Raw genomic sequence first — 18,053 nt, 5'->3', positions numbered from 1 at the left:
GCACTCAGGCCCGCGTCTTGTAGCCGCGCCCCCACTGCATGCCGAAGCCGTACATCCGGTCCAGCTCCGACTGGAAGCCGTACACGAACTTCACCTCGCGCCGCACGATCAGCTCGCCCTTGACGTTCTCCACCGTGAACACGGCGCAGGAGCGGGCCTGCGGGGCCCGTTCGTCCAGCTCGATCTCGATCCGCGGGCCGTTGCCCGGGTAGAGCGTCACCTTGGCGTGCGTACGGTCGAAGGCCGGGGTCTGGTCGTAGATGTAGACGAAGAACAGCAGCCGTTTGATCTCGTCCCGCTTGTCGAGGTTCACATAGACCGTCTCGCCCGACGGCGCCCCGAAGCGGTCGTCCCCGCTGAGCCTGATGTACGGCGGCGTGTTCAGGTCTCCTATGAGGTTGCCCAGCGGCTGCACCACGCCCTTGGTGCCGTCCGTGAGCTCGTACATGCAGCCCAGGTCCAGGTCGACGTTGACCATGCCCTGCGTGTGGGCCTGGACCACATCGGGTGTGAAGAGCTTCAGCGGGCGCAGCAGCCGGCCGCTCTGCCGCGACCTGCCCCCGATGTCCGAGGTGCGCATCCGCCATGACAGGTTGACGCGCAGATTCCCCGACAGCGCTCCCTGTTTGTTCAGCGAGACCGTCGCATTGCGCTTGGAGAGCACGACGGAGTTCGTCGCGGAGTTACCCGAATCGAACTGTGCCGCCCGCCCCGGCCGCAGGCCGTCCCAGAAGGCCATCCCTACCCCCACCTGTAGTCGCTACCGCCCCGGCCCCGCGCACATGCCCGTACGTCACAGCGGGGCGGCCGCCGGGCCGGGTCCGGGTGTTCCCGGAGAACCGCCGCCGTGGGCCGCCCCGCAGAGAGAGCGTTCCTCATTCCCTACCCGGTCACACCCCGGAGGAGACTTCCACCTTGGAATCGGAGCCGCCGGCCGCGGCGATCGCCTTGTTGCGGCGCACCGAGGACCAGAAGGACCAGCCGATCAGCACGACTCCGACGAGGCCCGTGATGAGCTCGTTGATCTGGTGCTGGATGGTGATGAGGAGAATGATGGACAGCGCGCCGATCGCGTAGTGCGCGCCGTGCTCCAGGTAGACGTAGTCGTCCAGCGTGCCCTGGCGGACCAGGTACACGGTGAGCGAACGCACGTACATGGCACCGATACCGAGGCCGAGGGCCATCAGCACGATCTCGTTGGTGATGGCGAAGGCGCCGATGACGCCGTCGAACGAGAAGGACGCGTCGAGGACCTCGAGGTAGAGGAACATGAAGAACGCGGCCTTGCCCGCGAGGACGACCCCGGAGACCGGCTTGCCGGCCTTCCTGGCCTCTTCCTCGGCCTCGTGCTCGCGCTCCTCCTCCTCTTCGAGCTTGTTCTCGAAGAAGCCGGAGAGCCCACCCACGACGAGGTACGTGATCAGACCGGCGATGCCGGAGAGCATGACGGTCTCCGCCTTGTTCGCGTGACCGCCACCGTGCTGGTGGGCCTGGGTCGCGAACGTCATCGCGGTGATCATCAGGATGATCAGCGCGACACAGACCGACAGCATGTCGACCTTGCCGAGCTTGGCGAGCGGGCGCTCGATCCAGCGGAGCCACTGGATGTCCCGGTCCTCGAAGATGAAGTCGAGGAAGATCATGAGCAGGAACATGCCACCGAAGGCGGCGATGGACGGATGCGCGTCCGTCACCAGTTCCTTGTACCTGTCGGGATCATTGAAGGAGAGGTCAATGGCCTCGATCGGCCCGAGCTGGGCGCTGACGGCCACGATCACGACGGGGAAGACCAGCCGCATACCGAAGACCGCGATGAGCACACCGATCGTGAGGAAGATCTTCTGCCAGAAGGCGCTCATCTTCTTCAGGATGCCGGCGTTGATCACCGCGTTGTCGAAGGACAGCGAGATCTCCAGGACCGACAGGATCGCGACGATGCCGAATGCCTGCCACCCCCCGTAGAACACCGCTGCGACCAGGCCGAGCGCGGTGACCGCGAACGACCAGCCGAAGGTTTTCAGAACCACTGGCTACCCCATCATTCATGTAACGGGTCTCCCCCGATGAGTACGGGGCTCCCCCGCGCCGTGCGCGGCTTTACGAAACGTTGACCCCGAAGTCTAGAGCGATGCCTCGCAGCCCCGACGCGTACCCCTGTCCGACTGCACGGAATTTCCACTCCCCGCCGTAGCGGTACAGCTCACCGAAGATCATCGCCGTTTCCGTCGAGGCGTCCTCACTGAGGTCGTAGCGCGCCAGCTCCTGCCCGTCCGCCTGGTTCACCACGCGGATGAAGGCGTTGCTGACCTGCCCGAACGTCTGCCCACGATTGTCGGCCTCATGGATCGAGACCGGGAAGAGGATCTTGTCGCAGTGCGCCGGCACCTCCGTGAGGTTCACGATGACCGACTCGTCGTCGCCCTCGCCCTCGCCCGTGAGGTTGTCGCCGGTGTGCTCGACGGAGCCGTCGGGGCTGGTGAGGTTGTTGTAGAACACGAACCACTCGTCACCGAGCACCCGGCCCGACTGGCACAGCAGCGCGCTGGCGTCGAGGTCGAAGTCGGCTCCCGTCGTGGATCGTGCGTCCCAGCCGAGCCCGACCAGCACCTGGGTGAGATCGGGTGCGGCCTTGGAGAGGGAGACATTGCCTCCCTTGGCGAGCGTGACGCCCATGGTGTGTCCTCCCCGAGTCGATGGACGGTCATCGAGCGCACGGCGCCTCCGGGCGCGGGACGCTCTGCCTGGCGCGTCCGGCGCCGCACACGACGTGCGGCGCCGGACGGGTGGAGCTGGGAGCGGCTCAGACGTTGACGCCGAAGTCCTGCGCGATGCCGCGCAGGCCCGACGCGTACCCCTGGCCGATGGCACGGAACTTCCACTCCGCGCCGTTGCGGTAGAGCTCACCGAAGACCATGGCGGTCTCGGTCGAGGCGTCCTCGCTCAGGTCGTAGCGTGCGAGCTCACTGTTGTCCGCCTGGTTCACCACGCGGATGTACGCGTTGCGCACCTGGCCGAAGCTCTGCTGCCGGCTCTCGGCCTCGTAGATCGAGACCGGGAAGACGATCTTGTCCACGTCGGCGGGGACGCCCGCGAGGTTGACCTTGATGACCTCGTCGTCGCCCTCGCCCTCACCGGTGAGGTTGTCACCGGTGTGCTCGACCGACCCGTCGGGGCTCTTGAGGTTGTTGAAGAAGACGAAATTCCCGTCGCCGCTGACCTTGCCCTCGGTGTTCGTCAGCAGAGCGCTGGCGTCGAGGTCGAAGTCACCGCCGGTGGTCGTACGGGCATCCCAGCCCAGACCGACGATGACCGCGGTCAGGTTCGGCGCGGCCTTGGTCAGCGAGACGTTGCCGCCCTTGCTGAGGCTGACTCCCACGAGTCCTCCAAAAGTTTTGAGAGGGCCGGCAGACACCAGCGCCCCCGTCGTGCGTTGGCATCGGATCAACGATTGGATCCTAGTGACCGGTTCCCGGCCAAAACAGGCTTTTGACCGGGCGCCGCCTGGAGATCCGGGATTCAGATCGAGTCGAGGGCCTTGAGGTAGTCGTTCAGGTCACGCGCGTCCGGCAGCGCGTTGACGACGGTCCAGCGGACCACGCCCGCCTTGTCGATGATGAAGGTGCCGCGCACCGCGCAGCCCTTGTCCTCGTCGAAGACGCCGTACGCCCGCGAGGTCTCGCCGTGCGGCCAGAAGTCCGACAGCAGCGGGTACTCCAGACCCTCCTGCTCGGCGAAGACGCGCAGGGTGTGGATCGAGTCGTTGGAGACGGCGAGCAGCTGGGTGTCGTCGTTCTCGAACTTCGGCAGCTCGTCACGGAGCGCGCAGAGCTCCCCCGTGCAGACACCGGTGAAGGCGAACGGGTAGAAGAGCAGCACCACGTTCTTCTCGCCGCGGAAGTCGGACAGCTTCACAGTCCGCCCGTGGTTGTCCTTCAGTTCGAAGTCCGGAGCCGGCGTGTCGACCTCGATCGCCATGAGACGTGTCCCTTCGCAGCGTCACCAATTGCCCGGACTGGTCCGTCCGGGTGAGTCCCCACCCTACGCAGAGCCGCCCACGGGCGCGTACGAAGGCCCCCGGGCTCCCGTCCGCGGGTACGGGCGCGTACGAAGGCCCCCGGCGGCGCGGTGCCGTCGGGGGCCTCGGTGACGAAAGGGGTTCAGCGCTTGGCCTTGGCCCCCTTGGGAGTGACCAGACGGCTGCCCGTCCAGTCCTTGCCCGCGCTGATGCTCTTGGTCTGGGCGAGACCAGCTGTCTGGGCAGCCTCGTTGATGTCGCTCGGTTCGACGTATCCGTCGCGGCCGGTCTTGGGCGTCAGCAGCCAGACCGCCCCACCGTCCTCGATCAGACCAATGGCATCCACCAGCGCGTCCGTAAGGTCGCCGTCCTCGTCGCGGAACCAGAGCAGGACGACGTCAGCGACATCGTCGTAGTCCTCGTCGACGAGTTCCTGGCCGATTGTGGCCTCAATGCCCTCACGGAGCTCCTGCTCGACGTCGTCGTCGTAGCCGATCTCCTGGACCACCTGTCCGGGCTCGAACCCAAGCCTTGCGGCCGTGTTGGTCCGTTCCTCCGCGTGGTCCGCGGTCGCGCTCACGGGTTGCCTCCTGATCATGTTTCGGAAAATGCTTCGGCCACGCGCGTGCGCGGGGCATTGGCCGTAGTCCACACGGGCTCGGCGAATCGCGCAAGTACCCGGCGGCCGAGACCGCCTAAACGGTGACGTTCCCTGCCACGTCGCCGCAACGTCCGGCATGTCTCCTGCGGGGCCCGGAACGGTGTCCGGACCCTTTACGTCCTTCCTCAGCTTATGCCGTTTCGGTCCGCCATTCGGAGTCGAACAGCCTTTGGGAACGCATGGCCGGGTTGGGCGTATGGTTGCGGTTTGGGCCGGAGCGCCCTCGTTCCACCGGCGCCGGGGCCCGCCCCGGCTTCGGGGAACCTCGTGTTACTCCACAGTAGAGATGACGTTCAGGCCCTCGCGGTACACGATGGAGTCTGCGTACAGAAGGCACTCGGGGGAACGTTCCCCCGCAACCAGGCCCCGAAGAGCACCACCGAACAGCGAAGGAACAGCGTGGCTTCCGGATCCGATCGCAACCCGATCATCATTGGCGGCCTTCCGAGCCAGGTCCCGGACTTCGATCCAGAAGAGACCCAGGAATGGCTCGACTCCCTCGACGCCGCCGTCGACGAGCGAGGCCGTGAGCGGGCCCGCTACCTGATGCTCCGCCTCATCGAGCGCGCCCGCGAGAAGCGCGTCGCCGTGCCGGAGATGCGCAGCACGGACTACGTGAACACGATCGCCACGAAGGACGAGCCGTTCTTCCCCGGTGACGAGGAGATCGAGCGCAAGGTCCTCAACGCGACCCGGTGGAACGCCGCGGTGATGGTCTCCCGCGCCCAGCGCCCCGGGATCGGGGTCGGTGGCCACATCGCCACCTTCGCCTCCTCGGCCTCGCTGTACGACGTGGGCTTCAACCACTTCTTCCGCGGCAAGGACCAGGGCGACGGCGGCGACCAGATCTTCTTCCAGGGACACGCCTCCCCGGGCATCTACGCCCGTGCCTTCCTGCTCGACCGGCTGAGCGAGGCACAGCTCGACGCCTTCCGCCAGGAGAAGTCGAAGGCGCCGAACGGCCTGTCCAGCTACCCGCACCCGCGGCTGATGCCGGACTTCTGGGAGTTCCCGACCGTCTCGATGGGCCTCGGCCCGCTCGGTGCGATCTACCAGGCGCGGATGAACCGCTACATGGAGGCGCGCGGCATCGCCGACACCTCCAAGTCGCACGTCTGGGCCTATCTGGGTGACGGCGAGATGGACGAGCCCGAGTCGCTCGGCCAGCTGTCCATCGCCGCCCGTGAGGGTCTGGACAACCTCACCTTCGTGGTCAACTGCAACCTGCAGCGCCTGGACGGCCCGGTCCGCGGCAACGGCAAGATCATCCAGGAGCTGGAGTCGCAGTTCCGCGGTGCCGGGTGGAACGTCATCAAGCTGGTCTGGGACCGCACCTGGGACCCGCTGCTCGCGCAGGACCGCACGGGCATCCTGGTCAACAAGCTGAACACCACCCCGGACGGCCAGTTCCAGACGTACGCCACCGAGACCGGCGCGTACATCCGCGACCACTTCTTCGGTGACGACCCGCGGCTGCGCGACATGGTCAAGGACATGTCCGACGACCAGATCCTGCACCTGGGGCGCGGCGGCCACGACCACCGGAAGGTGTACGCGGCGTACGCGGCGGCCAAGGCCCACAGGGGCCAGCCGACGGTGATCCTGGCGCAGACGGTCAAGGGCTGGACGCTCGGACCGAACTTCGAGGGCCGCAACGCGACCCACCAGATGAAGAAGCTCACGGTCGACGACCTGAAGCGCTTCCGCGACCGGCTGCACATCCCGGTCGCGGACAAGCAGCTGGAGGACGGCAACCCGCCGTACTACCACCCGGGCCGCGACTCGGAAGAGATCCAGTACATGCACGACCGCCGTCAGGGTCTGGGCGGGTACGTCCCGTCCCGGGTCGTGCGGGCGAAGCCGCTGCCCTTGCCCGACGACAAGGCGTACGCGACCGCTAAGAAGGGTTCGGGTCAGCAGTCGATCGCCACGACCATGGCGTTCGTCCGCGTACTGAAGGACCTCATGCGGGACAAGGAGATCGGCAAGCGCTTCGTGCTGATCGCGCCGGACGAGTACCGCACCTTCGGCATGGACGCGTTCTTCCCGAGTGCGAAGATCTACAACCCGCTCGGCCAGCAGTACGAGTCGGTGGACCGGGAGCTCCTCCTCGCGTACAAGGAGTCGCCGACCGGCCAGATGCTGCACGACGGCATCTCCGAGGCCGGCTGCACGGCCTCGCTGATCGCGGCGGGCTCGGCGTACGCCACGCACGGCGAGCCGCTGATCCCGGTGTACGTCTTCTACTCCATGTTCGGTTTCCAGCGCACCGGTGACCAGTTCTGGCAGATGGCCGACCAGCTCTCGCGCGGTTTCGTGTTGGGCGCGACCGCCGGCCGTACCACGCTGACCGGTGAGGGCCTCCAGCACGCGGACGGTCACTCGCAGCTCCTGGCGTCCACGAACCCGGGCTGCGTCGCGTACGACCCGGCGTTCGGGTACGAGATCGCGCACATCGTCCAGGACGGTCTGCGCAGGATGTACGGCGGGACCCCCGAGGAGAACGAGGACGTCTTCTACTACCTGACCGTCTACAACGAGCCGATCCAGCACCCGGCCGAGCCCGCCGACGTGGATGTCGAGGGCATCCTCAAGGGCGTGTACCGCTACCGCGCCGGCGAGAAGGGCCAGATCCCGGCCCAGATCATGGCGTCCGGTGTGGCGGTGCCGTGGGCGGTGGAGGCGCAGCGGATCCTCGCCGACGAGTGGAACGTGAAGGCGGACGTCTGGTCGGCGACCTCCTGGAACGAGCTGCGCCGTGAGGCCGTGGACGTGGAGCGGTACAACCTGCTCCACCCGGAGGAGGAGCAGCGCGTCCCGTACGTGACGCGGAAGCTCTCCGGCTCCGAGGGCCCGTTCGTGGCGGTCTCGGACTGGATGCGTTCGGTGCCCGACCAGATCGCGCGCTGGGTGCCCGGTGCGTACCAGTCGCTGGGTGCGGACGGCTTCGGCTTCGCCGACACCCGCGGGGCGGCCCGCCGCTTCTTCCACATCGACGCGCAGTCGATCGTGCTCGCGGTGCTCACGGAGCTGGCCAAGGAGGGCCGGATCGACCGTTCGGCGCTGAAGACGGCGGTCGACCGGTACGACCTCCTGGACGTGGCCGCGGCCGACCCGGGCCCGGCCGGCGGCGACGCGTAACGGCACGGACACACGGCACGGACACATGGCGCGGGTGTACGCCGCGCGCGGGTGTACGCAGGGCGGCGGAACCTCGGGGTTCCGCCGCCCTGCGGCGTTCCGCGGCCGGTCAGCCGCCCGCGGTCCCGAAGGCCGTCACGGTCAGCTCTCCCAGATCTTGAAGGCCCTCACGGTGTACGGCGACCGGGGCACCCAGGTGCCGCCGCCCGGGTACGTCTCGAATTCCCCGGTCTCCCCGCACTCGGCCGACTGGTAGGTGGTGACGGGACGCCCGGTGCGGTTGACGAGGGACTGGGCGTGGCCGCCGGCCGGCAGCGGGACACAGCTCTCGATGTCGACGGTGGACAGCTCGTGGGTCTGCCCGGCCCCCGCGAAGTCGGCTTTCGTCCAGAGGCAGAGCTGCCCCGCCCCGCAGGGCGCGAGCCCTGCCGGGGTGGTCTGCGGGGCGCTGCGGGAGCGCCCCTGCTCGGCGGACCCGTGGTGGGCGGCGGGCGCGGTGCCGGCCAGTGCCGTGGCCGGGACGAGCGCGGTGGCCGCCAGGGTGGCGGCGAGAACGGTCGTGCGCATGGTGGATCAACCCCCGTGGTCGAGCGAATCGATGTCCGCACTCTGACCTGCGCGGGAGCGCACCGGGAAGGGGCCGGGCGACGGACCACCCTGATAGGCGACAGCCCCGCCGGAACCGTCCGGCGGGGCTGTCGTGTGCACCGTGTTGACGCCTGGTCGCCGGTGGGTGCGGGGGTCAGATGTGACCGGCTCCCGCGCCAGCCTCGGCGTTCGCACCGCGCTTGGTGAGTGTGGCGACCAGGGCCGCGACCACCGCGACGATGCCGGCGACCATGAACGCGGAGCTCATGCCCGACACGAACGTGTCATGGGCGACGCCCGTGATCTTCGCCGCGATCTCCGGCGGGGTGCCGGGCGCGACGGGCGGCATGCCGACCTTGATGGCCGCGGATGCCTGGTCGAGCTGCGCCGGGTCGACCGGCGGAAGGTCCGCGGCCTTCCAGTTGTCGCCGAGCTCGGCGTCGACCTGCGCGGCCATGACGGCACCCAGGACGGCCGTGCCGAGGCTGCCGCCGACCTGCATCGCCGCCTGCTGCAGCCCGCCCGCGACACCGGAGAGCTCAAGCGGGGCGTTGCCCACGATGACCTCGGTGGCGCCGACCATGACCGGTGCGAGGCCGAAGCCGAGCAGGCCGAACCAGAGCGACATGGTCAGGGTGCCGGTGCCGGTGGTCAGCTGCGACATGCCGAACATGGCGATCGCGACGGACACCATGCCGCCGACGAGCGGCACCCGCGGGCCGAACCTGGTGATCGCGGCGCCGGCGAGCGGCGATCCGACGATCATCATCCCGGTCAGCGGCAGCAGGTGCAGACCGCTGTCGACCGGGCTCATGCCGTGGACGTTCTGCAGGTAGAAGGTGACGAAGAACAGGCCGCCCATGAAGGCGAAGGCCATCAGCACCATGAGGACCACACCGGCCGAGAGCGGCAGGGAGCGGAACATGGTCAGCGGGATGAGCGGCTCGCGGACGTTCTTCTGGGAGAGGGCGAACACGAAGAACAGAACGATCGCGGCGCCGAGGAAGCCGAGGGTCCTGGCATCGCCCCAGCCCCACTCGGATCCCTTGATGAGCGACCAGATCAGGCAGAACATCGCCTGCGAGAGCAGCACGATGCCGCCGATGTCGAAGGACCTGGGCGCGTTCGCGGCGCGGTGGTCCCTGAGGATCACGAGGCCGAAGACGAGCGCGAGCACGCCGACCGGCACGTTGATGAAGAACACGGACTGCCAGCTGACGTGCTCCACGAGCACACCGCCGAGGATGGGGCCGCCCGCGGTCGAGGCGCCGATCACCATGCCCCAGATGCCGATCGCCATGTTCAGCTTCTCGGCGGGGAAGGTGGCGCGCAGCAGGCCGAGCGCCGCGGGCATCAGCAGGGCGCCGAACAGGCCCTGCAGCACTCGGAAGACGATCACGAGCGTCACACTGTCGGCGAGGCCGATGGCCGCCGAGGAGGCGGCGAACCCCGCGATGCCTATCAGGAAGGTCTGGCGGTGGCCGAAGCGGTCACCGAGCTTGCCCGCGGTGATCAGCGAGACCGCGAGCGCGAGCATGTAGCCGTTGGTGATCCACTGGACGTCGGCGAGCGAGGCTCCGAGGTCCTGCTGGATGGCGGGGTTGGCGATCGCGACGATCGTGCCGTCGAGGGCCACCATCATCACGCCTATGGCGACGGCGAAGAGCGTCAGCCAGGGATGGCCGCGCAACCCCTTCACCGGTGCGGGAACGTGGGTGTCTTCAGGCTCCTGCGGCGCCTTCTCGACAGCGGTCTGACTAGTCATGCGCTGGAGATTAGTGTCAGCGTCTGACAGTTGACAAACCATTTCACAAGACAGTAACTGTCACGTAGCCCGTAGGTAGGCTGAGACGGTCAAAGCGACAGAAAGAGGTCCGTTACGTGACGTGCGGGCAGACAACCGGGGCCCCTGCGCCGGGGCCTCCGGCCGGCTTGCGCGAGCGCAAGAAGAAGCGCACCCGCGACGCCCTGCTGCACACCGCTCTCGAGCTCTTCACCACCCAGGGGTACGACCGGACCACCGTCGACGAGATCGTCGACGCCGTCGAGGTGTCCCAGCGCACCTTCTTCCGCTACTTCACGAACAAGGAGGCGGCCGCCTTCGCCGTCCAGGAGACGGTCGAGCTGAACTTCCTCGCGGAGCTGCGCCGGCGCCCGGCCGCCGAGTCCCCCTTCGAGGCCATGCGCCGGGCCGCGCTGAACGCCTGGGACAGTATCGCCGATGCCCCCGGGGGGAACATCACGGTCGCGCTCCAGATGCGGACGTACCGGATGATCGAGTCGACCCCCGCACTCCTCGCCGCCCACATGCGGCGCAGCATCGACCTGGAGCACCAGATCACCCTGCTGGTTGCGGAGCGTGAGGGACTGGATCCTGACACCGATCCCCGGCCCCGGGTGGCCGTCGCCGCATTCTCCGGCGTGATGCGACTGACCGGTCAGCTGTGGGGGCAGCGCCAGGACGCGAGCGTCGAGGCGCTGCGCGATCTGACCGAGCTCCACCTGGACCACCTCCAGCCTGCGCTCTCCGAGGGCTGGCGCGCCGCTTAGGCGGACCGCACAGCTGTGCCGCACGCCTCACCGCCGGGTCATGACCGAACTCACAACGACCGGGCCGCCCCGGACCGTGCCGCATTCGGGACGGCCGCCCGACGCACCGGAGCGTGGGCGGGCCACCCACGCAGCGTGAGAGTCCCGCGTCCGATTCCCCGCGGCCGGGTGATCCGCGTCACCCCCGTAACGGGGGCCTGTGCATGTCTTTTAGGGTGGGGCGCAGTGACTTCCTTCGATTCCTCCCCCACGCTCACCGCTTGGCGCGCGCTGCTCGCCGTAGCGGTCGTGTTCGTGATGCTGGCGACCACCGGGTGGACCGCCGTGCGCCATCAGCACTCCGCCGCACCGCGCGAGATCGCGCTCGCCTCCTGGGCGAGGGACCGGATAGCCGGTCACTCACTCCCGGACACCGACGCGCCGGCGTACCGGCTGGCCCACTTCTTCGCGACGCTCACGTCGGGGCAGCAGGTCGCGCTCGCCGACAAGTACCCGCTCGTGGTGGGGAATCTGAACGGCGCCCCGGTCACCCTGCGGTACCGGGCCAACCGCCATGCCCTGGTGCAGGCCCGGGCCCTGGAGCAGCAGCGCACTCAGGACACGAGACTCTCGTCCCACGGCCGCCACCAGGCCCTGCTCCGGCTGGAACGCTTCAGATCGCTGCTCGCGGGTGACCGGCAGATCCTCGCCTTCGACCCGTCGGGCCGGGGTCACGCGGCCGAGGTCTTCGGCGACCTCGACCGGGCGCGGCGGGTCTCGGTCGTCGTCCCCGGGGTCGACACGAATCTGCTGACGCTGGAACGCACCGGCCGCAGGAAGAACGCGGCGCCCGTCGGTATGGCGCAGTCGCTGTACGCCGCCGAGCGCGCGGCCGGCCCCGGCTCCCGTACCGCGGTCATCGCCTGGGCCGATTACACGGCGCCCGCCGGGATCGGCATGGACGCCGCTCTGGGCAGGCTGGCGGCGGAAGGCGCCGTGCGGCTGAACGCGCTGGTGGGCGCACTGCCCGGCACCTCGTCCGTCTCGCTGTTCTGCCACAGCTACGGCTCCGTGCTGTGCGGTGTCGCGGCCCGTGGGCTGCCGTCCCGGGTGTCCGACATCGCGGTCGCGGGCAGTCCGGGCATGCGGGCGGACAGTGCGGCCGGTCTGCACACCCGGGCCAGGGTGTGGGCGATGCGGGACGGCGACGACTGGATCGAGGACGTGCCGAACATGGCGGTCGGCGGTCTCGGCCACGGCGCCGATCCGGTCGACCCGGGCTTCGGCGCGCGGATCGTGTCGGCGAGCGGCGCGATCGGGCACAGCGGCTATTTCGAGCCGGGTACGACCAGCCTCAGCAACTTCGCCGCCATCGGCGTGGGCGCCTACGACTCGGTCAGCTGCTCGACCGCCGACCAGTCGTGCCACCGCGATATTGCCGGCGAGCCGGGTGCCTGACGCGCGTGGAGGGCCGCGGGCGGCCTTGCCGGTTTCCGACCGTACCGAGGGGGGACGCGCGGACCTGTGCCGCATACGATGAGGCACATGGGTGATGTGCTGGCGGGGATTCATGCCACCTGGGAGTTCGACACCGACTCCGTGCTCATCCGCTTCGAACGGGGGATCCGTACGCCGAGGCTCTTTCTGAGTCTGCGTGAACGCCGCATTCCGTACGCGGCGTTGTCATCGGTGACACTGACCCCGGGCAAGCGGGGCACGGTGGTCCTGCACGCGGTGCCGAGACCCCGTGCCGATCCGCTGCTGGAGGCCGCGGCCGGGCAGCTCAAGGAGAGCTGCGATCCCTGTCGCCTGGTGCTGCCGGCCGGGAGCGAGACGCTCGCGGAGTACTACGCCGGCGAGCTGCGGGCCCTCCTGGGGGAGGAGGCGTCCCTGCCCGCCGACCGCTTCATGGTGACGGCTCCCGAGCCTCCGATGCACTTCAAGGCCTACGACGGCCGGGCCGCTTTCGACGGGAGACTGGTCTCGTTCCGTTGGTCCCGGACGGGTGCCTCCAGCGCCAAGTGGAAGGCGGGCGACCAGAGCTTTCCCGTGGCGGACCTGGGCGGGATCGAATGGCGCTCGCCCGAGGCCTTCGAGGGGTACCTCCGGCTGCTGCCGCGCGGCGCGTGCGCGGATCCGGGGGAGCCGGCCGAGGGCGGTCCCGGTCCTGACCCGGCCCGGGGCACCGCCCTTGCCGTCCGGCGCGTCCCTCCGGACCAGGACCCGGCGGCCGTCGTGTTCGGCCTGGGGTACGGACCGGTGCACGAGTCGCTGCCGTTCGCCGCGGCCGTCCTGGAGTCCGCCCGCCGGACCCAGTCCGTGCCCGTCGCGACCGCTCCCGTCCCGGTGGGCGGCGGGCGCCGCGACCCTGCGGACATCGCCGAGCGGATGCGCTACCTCGGGGATCTGCACCACGCGGGCCTGGTGACGGACGCGGAGTTCAGCGCGAAGAAGGCGGAGCTGCTCGCCGAGCTGTGAGCCCTGCCCACGGCCTCCTGCCCGGTGCCGGGCTCCGAGCCTCCGGTGCCGGGCCACGAGCCCCGCCCCCTACCCGGGTACGGGGCGGGGCGCCCGCGATCAGCCCCACGGTATGACGCCACCCCGCACACCCCGTGCCTACTCTGACCCGATCATGACCACGTCTTCCCCCGGGCCCCCGTCCCCCGCCGACGGTCTGCTGAGCGCCGCCCGCCGCAATCTGCGCGAGCTCGCCCAGTCCCTGTCCCACCCGTCCCACCCGCCGACCCCGCCGCTCGCCGGTTCTCCGAGGCTATGGCTGCGGCTGCTGCCGTACGCCGTCGTGCTGGCTCTGACCGCTGTCTTCGTCCCTGTCACCATCGAGGTACTGACCGGCGACTACGAGGTGTCCGGCGGGATCGCCGGGGCGCTGGCCGTCGGACAGGCCGCCCCCCTGCTGATGCTGGCGCACCGGCCGCTGCAGGCCTGGTGGATCGTCTTCGCCGCCGACCTCCTGGGCGCCCTGGTGCTCCTGGGGCGGCCGGAGCAGCCCGGGACCATCTGGCCGTGGACCTCGCCGGCCATCGTCGGCTATCTCTTCGTGCTGCTGGCCCTGGGCCTGCGGGAGAACCGGCGGACCGTGATCGGCGTATGGCTGGCGACGGGCACGGCAGGGCTGCTGCTGCATCTGATCGCGCCCGCGCGCAGCGACGGCGGCGCGCTGCTGCTGCTCGTCCTCGGTGCGGTGGTGCTGGTGATCGGGGCGGCGGTACGGGAGCGGAGCGAGGCCCAGCGCCGGCTCGTGGAGCAGGAGACGATCAGCGAGGCCGAGCGTGCGCAGCGGACGCTGCTGGAGGAGCGCACCCGGATCGCCCGAGAGCTCCATGACGTGGTCGCGCACCACATGTCGGTGATCACCGTGCAGGCCGACTCGGCCCCGTACAGGATCAGTGGGCTCTCCGAGGAGGCGCGGGCGGAGTTCACGTCGATCGCGGCGGCCGCCCGGGAGTCCCTGGCCGAGATGCGCCGTCTGCTGTCGGTGCTGCGCAGTGACGGCAGCCGGGGCGAGCTGGCCCCGCAGCCTGGCCTCGGCCGGTTGCAGCAGCTGGTGGAGGCGACGGTGCGGGCGGGGCTCCCGGCCGAGCTCTCGCTGGCGGCGGACGTGCGGGGGGCGGTGGAGCGCGGCGACGTGCCGCAGGCGGTGGAGCTGTCGGCGTACCGCATCGTGCAGGAGTCGCTGGCCAATGTGGTGCGGCACGCGCCGGGTGCGCGCACCCGGGTGTCGGTCACGGCGGGCGACGGCCATCTGACGGTGCTGGTCGTCAACGACGCGGCGCGGAAACCGGGTTCGCCGCTGGAGGCGTCGGGGACGGGACACGGACTGGTCGGCATGCGGGAACGCGTACGGTTGACCGGCGGCACGCTCGACACCGGCCCGCTGCCGGACGGGGGCTTCCGGGTGGCCGCGCGGCTTCCGCTGCCGCCGTCCGAGCCGCCCCCGGCATCCCTGTCCCCGGAGGAACCGTGACCATCCGCGTGATCATCGTCGACGACCAGGCCATGGTGCGGGCCGGTTTCGCCGCGCTGCTGGCCGCGCAGAGCGACATCGACGTGGTGGGCGAGGCGCCGGACGGGCGCAAGGGGGTCGAGGTCAGCAGGACGGTGCATCCGGACGTCGTCCTGATGGATGTGCGGATGCCCGAGATGGACGGACTGGCCGCGGCCCGCGAGCTGTTGAGCCCGCCGACGGGTGTGGTCCACCGGCCGAAGGTCCTGATGCTCACCACCTTCGACGTGGACGACTACGTGTACGAGGCGCTGCGCGCCGGGGCCTCCGGATTCCTGCTGAAGGACGCCCCGCCGGCCGACCTGATCTCCGCGGTGCGGGTCGTGGCGGCGGGCGACGCGCTGCTGGCGCCCTCGGTGACCCGGCGGCTCATCGCCGACTTCGCGCGTCAGCGGCCGGCCGCGCCCTCCAGCGGTCCGGCGCTGCGGCTGACCGGCCTGACACCGCGTGAGACGGAGGTGCTGGAGCTGATCGCCCGGGGCCTGTCGAACCAGGAGATCGCGGCGCGGCTGGTGCTGGCCGAGCAGACGGTGAAGACGCACATCGGGCGGGTGCTGGCCAAGCTCGGCCTGCGGGACCGGGCCCAGGCGGTGATCTTCGCGTACGAGTCGGGGCTGGTGACCCCCGGGGAGGCGTGAGGCCTTCCCGCCACGTCCCCCCGGTGGCACCCGGGGAGGCGTGGGGCTTTCCCCCCGTACACCCCCTACCCCGGTACCACCTGAGGGTTGGCCCCGCAGTGTGACGCCCTGTCACCCGTCGTCTTCCTACCTTCCTCCCCGGCACACCGACCGGTGTGCGCACGCCGTAGGGGGAGGACACGATGCGCCGATACGCGAGGACACTGGTCGCGGTCGCACTGGCGGCCACAGTGGTGGCGGGGACGGCCGGCTGGGCGTCGGGCGACACCCAGCGGGCGGTGACGGGACCGCCGCCCGGCAGCGACTCGTGGCGCGCCGACGAGGTGCGGGGACGGGAGCTGCCCGATCCTGCTCGCGCGACGCCGGATCAGGTGCGTTCCTTCTTCCGGGTGTTGAGCACGGCTGATCGGCAGGAGCTTCTGGAGCGGCACCCGTTGGTCGTCGGCAATCTGGACGGCGTGCCGCTGGAGCTCCGCTACCGCGCCAACGCCCGTGCGCTGAGCGCCTCCCACGACCCCCGGTACGCCCGCCTCGCCGCACCCGGTCGGCAGATCCTCGCGTTCGACCCCCGGGGCCGCGGCCAGGTCGCCGAGGTGTTCGGGGACCTGCGCTCCGCCCGTCATGTGTCCGTCGTCGTACCGGGTTCGGACATCGACGCCGGGACCTTCGACCGGCGTGGCGACGTGTACGGCACTCCGGCGGGAATGGCCGCTTCGCTGCACGCCGAGACGGGCCGGGACGGTGCCGTGATCGCCTGGGCCGGATACACCACGCCCGTCGGTCTGGGCCTGGACGCGGCGACGGGCGCACTGGCCGAGGCGGGCGCCAAGCGGCTCACCCGCTTCACGGCCGGGCTCGCCGCCGACGGGCTGCCCGCGCCCGTCGTGTTCTGCCACAGCTACGGCTCGGTGGTGTGCGGGCTCGCGGCGCACCGGCTCACCGCCACGGATCTGGTCGTGCTCGGCTCTCCGGGGATGCGCGCCGACGACGTGGCCGATCTGCGCACCGGGGCCCGGGTCTGGGCGGCCAAGGACGACACCGACTGGATCGACGACGTGCCGCATGTGCGGGTGGCCGGTCTCGGGCACGGCGCCGACCCGGCCGGCGCGCGGTTCGGGGCCCGCCGGGTGCCCGCCGAGGACGCGAAGGGGCACACCGGCTACTTCGCTCCCGGCACGGACTCGCTCCGTGCCTTCGCCGCCATCGCCGAAGGGGCCTCCCGATGAGCGTGCGGCAGTTGGCCTCCCGGATCGACGAGCGGACCCCCGTCCACCGCGACCGCGCGGCCGACGGGCTGCGCGCTCTCGCCCTGCTGGCGGTGCCAACCGGTCACTGGCTGCTCGGCGGATTCACCCTGGACGGCGACGGCGCGCTGCACAACGCCAGCCCGCTCTCCGCCTTCGCCGTCTTCTCCCCGGTGAGCTGGGTGCTCCAGATGCTGGGCGTCTTCTTCCTGGTCGGCGGCTACGCCTCCGTCCTCTCCTACCACCGCAGACCGTCCACCGACGGCGCCTGGCTGCGCGCCCGGATGGTCAGGCTGGGCAGGCCGGTGCTCGGCGTGACCGCCGTGTGGGCGCTGATGATTCCGGTGCTGTACGCGGCCGGGGTGCCCGAGGACACCTTGCGTACGGGCGCGAAGCTGGTGATCCAGCCGCTCTGGTTCGTCGGGGTCTACGCGGTCGTCACGGCACTCACGCCGTACTGCGTGCGCCTGGCCGGGCGGCTCGGCGGCTGGGCGGCGGCCCCGCTGATCGGCTCGGTCGCGGCGGTCGACTTCCTGCGCTACGGCCCGTACGCGGATGCCGTGCCGCCCTGGCTGGGCGTGCTGAACATCCTGCCCGGCTGGCTCTTCGCCTATCAGCTCGGCGTCTCCTGGGGGGAGGGCCGCCTCACCCGGTGCGGGGCCCGTCTGCTGCTCGTCGGCGGCACGGCGCTGTTCGCCGTACTGCTGCTCGTCTTCCACTACCCGGCGTCGATGGTCGGCGTACCCGGCGAGGCACGGACCAATTCGCATCCGCCGTCCCTGCTGGTCCTCGCGCTGGCCTCGGCGCAGAGCGGCGCGGCCCTCCTCCTGCACGGCCCGATCGGCAGGGCGCTGCGCCGTCCGGCACTGTGGGCCCCGGTGGTGGTGATCAACCTGTCCGCGATGACGATCCTGTGCTGGCACCAGACGGCGATGCTGGCCGCGGCCGTCCCCGCGTCGTTCGCGGGCGCGGTACCGGGGCTGACGACGAGCCCGGACTCGGCCGGCTGGATCATCGCCCGGCTGGCCTGGATGCCCCTGTTCGCCGCCCTCCTGCTCCTGATCGCCCGCTACGCCCGCCGGTTCGAGGAGCCCTGGGAGGCGGGCACGCGCGGCGCGAAGGCGCGCCGGGCAGCGGCGGGGCTGCTCGCGGCGGGCTTCGCGGTCTTCGCGCTACGGCTGGCCTGAGGCCGCCTGCCCTCGTGCAGGGGCCG

16 protein-coding genes are annotated in these 18,053 nt (G+C 70.3%); 8 read left to right on the top strand and 8 right to left on the bottom strand.

What is annotated here, in order from left to right:
* Nucleotides 1-4 precede the first annotated feature (4 nt).
* The 6 genes from AB0F38_RS02955 to AB0F38_RS02930 form a co-directional block, all read right to left on the bottom strand.
* Complete coding sequence (locus tag AB0F38_RS02955; RefSeq protein WP_361885627.1) at nucleotides 5-739, bottom strand: Tellurium resistance; 735 nt, start codon at nucleotides 737-739, stop codon at nucleotides 5-7.
* A gap of 151 nt (nucleotides 740-890) precedes the next feature.
* The gene (locus tag AB0F38_RS02950) at nucleotides 891-2,027 is read right to left on the bottom strand and encodes a DUF475 domain-containing protein (RefSeq protein WP_361885624.1); all 1,137 of its coding nucleotides are present in this window, start codon (nucleotides 2,025-2,027) and stop codon (nucleotides 891-893) included.
* 70 nt (nucleotides 2,028-2,097) lie between these two features.
* Nucleotides 2,098-2,673, bottom strand: a complete 576-nt coding sequence (locus tag AB0F38_RS02945; RefSeq protein WP_361885621.1) for a TerD family protein — start codon at nucleotides 2,671-2,673, stop codon at nucleotides 2,098-2,100.
* Nucleotides 2,674-2,800: 127 nt separating this feature from the next.
* Nucleotides 2,801-3,376 carry a TerD family protein gene (locus AB0F38_RS02940; RefSeq protein ID WP_361885618.1) on the bottom strand — a complete coding sequence of 192 codons (576 nt, stop codon included), beginning with the start codon at nucleotides 3,374-3,376 and terminating at the stop codon, nucleotides 2,801-2,803.
* A gap of 140 nt (nucleotides 3,377-3,516) precedes the next feature.
* Nucleotides 3,517-3,975, bottom strand: coding sequence for a peroxiredoxin (locus AB0F38_RS02935; RefSeq protein WP_361885615.1), 459 nt, complete (start codon nucleotides 3,973-3,975; stop codon nucleotides 3,517-3,519).
* A gap of 182 nt (nucleotides 3,976-4,157) precedes the next feature.
* Nucleotides 4,158-4,595, bottom strand: a complete 438-nt coding sequence (locus tag AB0F38_RS02930; protein ID WP_056784969.1) for a DUF3052 domain-containing protein — start codon at nucleotides 4,593-4,595, stop codon at nucleotides 4,158-4,160.
* Between the two features lie 480 nt (nucleotides 4,596-5,075).
* Between AB0F38_RS02930 and aceE the strand changes: the two genes are divergently transcribed.
* Nucleotides 5,076-7,817, top strand: a complete 2,742-nt coding sequence (gene aceE / locus AB0F38_RS02925; protein ID WP_361885612.1) for a pyruvate dehydrogenase (acetyl-transferring), homodimeric type — start codon at nucleotides 5,076-5,078, stop codon at nucleotides 7,815-7,817.
* Nucleotides 7,818-7,958: 141 nt separating this feature from the next.
* Here aceE and AB0F38_RS02920 read toward each other — a convergent pair whose 3' ends face one another.
* Nucleotides 7,959-8,384, bottom strand: coding sequence for a peptidase inhibitor family I36 protein (locus AB0F38_RS02920; RefSeq protein WP_361885609.1), 426 nt, complete (start codon nucleotides 8,382-8,384; stop codon nucleotides 7,959-7,961).
* 175 nt (nucleotides 8,385-8,559) lie between these two features.
* Nucleotides 8,560-10,170 (bottom strand): MFS transporter, encoded by a 1,611-nt coding sequence (locus AB0F38_RS02915; protein WP_361885607.1) that lies wholly within the window; start codon nucleotides 10,168-10,170, stop codon nucleotides 8,560-8,562.
* A 116-nt stretch (nucleotides 10,171-10,286) separates the two neighbouring features.
* On the opposite strand from AB0F38_RS02915, the gene AB0F38_RS02910 reads away from it, so the two are divergent.
* The 7 genes from AB0F38_RS02910 (at nucleotide 10,287) to AB0F38_RS02880 (ending at nucleotide 18,027) form a co-directional block, all read left to right on the top strand.
* Nucleotides 10,287-10,955, top strand: a complete 669-nt coding sequence (locus AB0F38_RS02910; protein ID WP_361885604.1) for a TetR family transcriptional regulator — start codon at nucleotides 10,287-10,289, stop codon at nucleotides 10,953-10,955.
* A 225-nt stretch (nucleotides 10,956-11,180) separates the two neighbouring features.
* The gene (locus AB0F38_RS02905) at nucleotides 11,181-12,392 is read left to right on the top strand and encodes an alpha/beta hydrolase (protein ID WP_361885601.1); all 1,212 of its coding nucleotides are present in this window, start codon (nucleotides 11,181-11,183) and stop codon (nucleotides 12,390-12,392) included.
* A gap of 87 nt (nucleotides 12,393-12,479) precedes the next feature.
* Entirely contained in the window at nucleotides 12,480-13,412 is a 933-nt protein-coding gene (locus AB0F38_RS02900) for a DUF4429 domain-containing protein (RefSeq protein ID WP_361885599.1), read from the top strand.
* A gap of 154 nt (nucleotides 13,413-13,566) precedes the next feature.
* Nucleotides 13,567-14,919 carry a sensor histidine kinase gene (locus AB0F38_RS02895; protein WP_361885596.1) on the top strand — a complete coding sequence of 451 codons (1,353 nt, stop codon included), beginning with the start codon at nucleotides 13,567-13,569 and terminating at the stop codon, nucleotides 14,917-14,919.
* On the top strand, nucleotides 14,916-15,596 hold the full coding sequence (locus AB0F38_RS02890) for a response regulator transcription factor (RefSeq protein WP_361885593.1): 681 nt from the start codon (nucleotides 14,916-14,918) through the stop codon (nucleotides 15,594-15,596). Before AB0F38_RS02895 ends, AB0F38_RS02890 begins: the two co-directional genes overlap by 4 nt.
* Before the next feature lie 182 nt (nucleotides 15,597-15,778).
* Nucleotides 15,779-16,822 carry an alpha/beta hydrolase gene (locus tag AB0F38_RS02885; RefSeq protein ID WP_361885590.1) on the top strand — a complete coding sequence of 348 codons (1,044 nt, stop codon included), beginning with the start codon at nucleotides 15,779-15,781 and terminating at the stop codon, nucleotides 16,820-16,822.
* Nucleotides 16,819-18,027: an acyltransferase gene (locus AB0F38_RS02880; RefSeq protein ID WP_361885587.1), complete on the top strand. Its 1,209-nt coding sequence runs from the start codon at nucleotides 16,819-16,821 to the stop codon at nucleotides 18,025-18,027. Before AB0F38_RS02885 ends, AB0F38_RS02880 begins: the two co-directional genes overlap by 4 nt.
* Nucleotides 18,028-18,053 lie beyond the last annotated feature (26 nt).

It is taken from the genome of Streptomyces sp. NPDC025273, assembly GCF_040638585.1.
Taxonomy (GTDB): Bacteria; Actinomycetota; Actinomycetes; order Streptomycetales; family Streptomycetaceae; genus Streptomyces; species Streptomyces cinereorectus.
The sequence above is the reverse complement of the archived record's forward strand: the minus strand, read 5'-3'. Positions and strand labels throughout refer to the sequence as shown.